This window comes from Dietzia sp. DQ11-38-2 (genome assembly GCF_014145055.1).
In the GTDB taxonomy this organism is placed as follows: Bacteria; Actinomycetota; Actinomycetes; order Mycobacteriales; family Mycobacteriaceae; genus Dietzia.
In genome coordinates this window covers 1-1,687 of the sequence record NZ_JAALDW010000248.1, presented here as the reverse complement: position 1 = coordinate 1,687, position 1,687 = coordinate 1, and the positions used below count along the sequence as shown (strand labels likewise).

The following is a 1,687-nucleotide window of genomic DNA, read 5'->3' as shown; positions in this document are numbered from 1 at the left end:
CGCCGGGACCGCCGCGACCGCTCCCGGCGCCGCGGCCCCGGGCCCAGACCAGGCCACCGGCACCGGCACCGGCACCGGCGGCGAGGAGAGCTGAGCATGCTGACAGTCACGGACGTGTCCAAGACCTTCTTCCCGGGCACCGTCAACGAGCGCCGGGCGCTGAACGGGCTCAGCCTCACGATGGCCGAGGGCGACTTCGTCACCGTGATCGGCTCCAACGGCGCCGGCAAGTCGACCCTGCTCAACGTCGTGTCCGGGCGGTTGATCCCCGACGACGGACGAATCGACATCGACGGCAGGAACGTCACCCGCCTGCGCGATCACAGGCGCGCGAAGTATGTGGGCCGCGTCTTCCAGGACCCACTCGCCGGGACCGCCCCCACTCTCACCATCGAGGAGAATCTGTCCCTGGCGTTCCTGCGCGGCACGCGGCGAGGGCTCGGCCCGAGCCTGAACAAGAAGCGTCGGCGGCAGTTCGTCGACCAGCTCGCCATGCTCGAGCTGGGCCTCGAGGACCGACTCACCGCGAAGGTCGGATTGCTCTCGGGCGGACAGCGCCAGGCACTGTCGCTACTCATGGCCGGGTTCACCCAGCCGCGGATCATGCTGCTCGACGAGCACACCGCGGCACTGGACCCGCAGCGGGCCGAGCTGGTCACCACCATCACCGAGCGGATCGTCCGGGAGGGCGGGCTCACCACCCTCATGGTCACGCACAACATGGAACAGGCCATCCGGCTGGGCAACCGCCTGATCATGATGCACGAGGGCCAGATCGTCTACGAGGCGGACGCACGGGAGAAGGCCTCACTCACCGTGCAGGATCTGCTCAAGGAGTTCGCCACGATCAAGGGCGCGACACTGTCCGACAAGGCGTTCCTGGGCTGAGGTCCGCCCCCCTCCCAGCCCGCCCGTCCCCCGTCGACACGAGCGTTCCGCACACCCGCCTGTCGGGCGAGGCGTTCGGAACGCTCGTCTCGTCGGGGTCAGCCCCCGGTCCCCGGGCGGCGACCCTCGGAGTTCCGGTATGCGGGAACCGCGACCCACCCGTCACCGTCGCGCCGGACCAGTCCCCTCCGCTCGAACTCCTCGAACCACCCCGGGGCCGGCCACTCACCCCAGCGTTCGGCGTAGTGGGCTCCATTGCGTAGCAGGTCCTGGAGGTGTTCCACCGGCGGGGACGACACCGGATGCCACCGGTGATAGGCGTGCGCGCCCGCCACGAGCACCACCGGGACCCTCCGGTGCAGCAGTCGGCGACCGAAGTCGGTGTCCTCCGCGCCGTACCCCGAGTAGTGCTCGTCGAACCCCCCGAACTCCCGGCGGAGCCGTGTCCAGAGATCCGCGTGCAGGGCGAAGGACAGTGACCAGAACATCCCGAACTCGCTCGCCTCGAGTCTCCGCAGGCCGTGCTCGGGGAACGGTCGCGCCGGGTGCGGGTCGGTGAGGCCCGCGAGCTCGGCGGGGTCCGGAGCACCCAGCGACTCGGGCAGATACGTGACCGGCCCCATCCCCACTGTGCCGGGCGGGAGGTCCGCGTACCGGGAGCCCAGGTCCGGGCCGGGCATGCAGTCGACGTCCAGGAAGATGATCAGCTCGGCGCCGGTCTCGACGGCCCGGTCCCCGCCCGCGTTGCGGCAGCGGGCAACCGGCAGGTCCGGCCCCGCCGGGACCTCCAGTGGGTCCG

At 71.0% G+C, this 1,687-nt stretch carries 2 protein-coding genes; one reads left to right on the top strand and one right to left on the bottom strand.

Annotated features, from left to right (window positions below; genetic code table 11):
- Positions 1-96: 96 nt before the first annotated feature.
- The gene (locus tag G6026_RS09275) at positions 97-888 is read left to right on the top strand and encodes an ABC transporter ATP-binding protein (protein ID WP_182612989.1); all 792 of its coding nucleotides are present in this window, start codon (positions 97-99) and stop codon (positions 886-888) included.
- 98 nt (positions 889-986) lie between these two features.
- Here the strand turns inward: G6026_RS09275 and G6026_RS09270 are convergent.
- Positions 987-1,687: galactosyltransferase-related protein (locus G6026_RS09270; protein WP_182612988.1), on the bottom strand; the 701-nt coding region annotated here is incomplete at its 5' end.

Excerpts from the sequence above, each read along its gene's own strand:
- G6026_RS09275 (WP_182612989.1), top strand. The coding sequence starts at position 97 with ATGCTGACAGTCACGGACGTGTCCAAGACCTTCTTCCCGGGCACCGTC.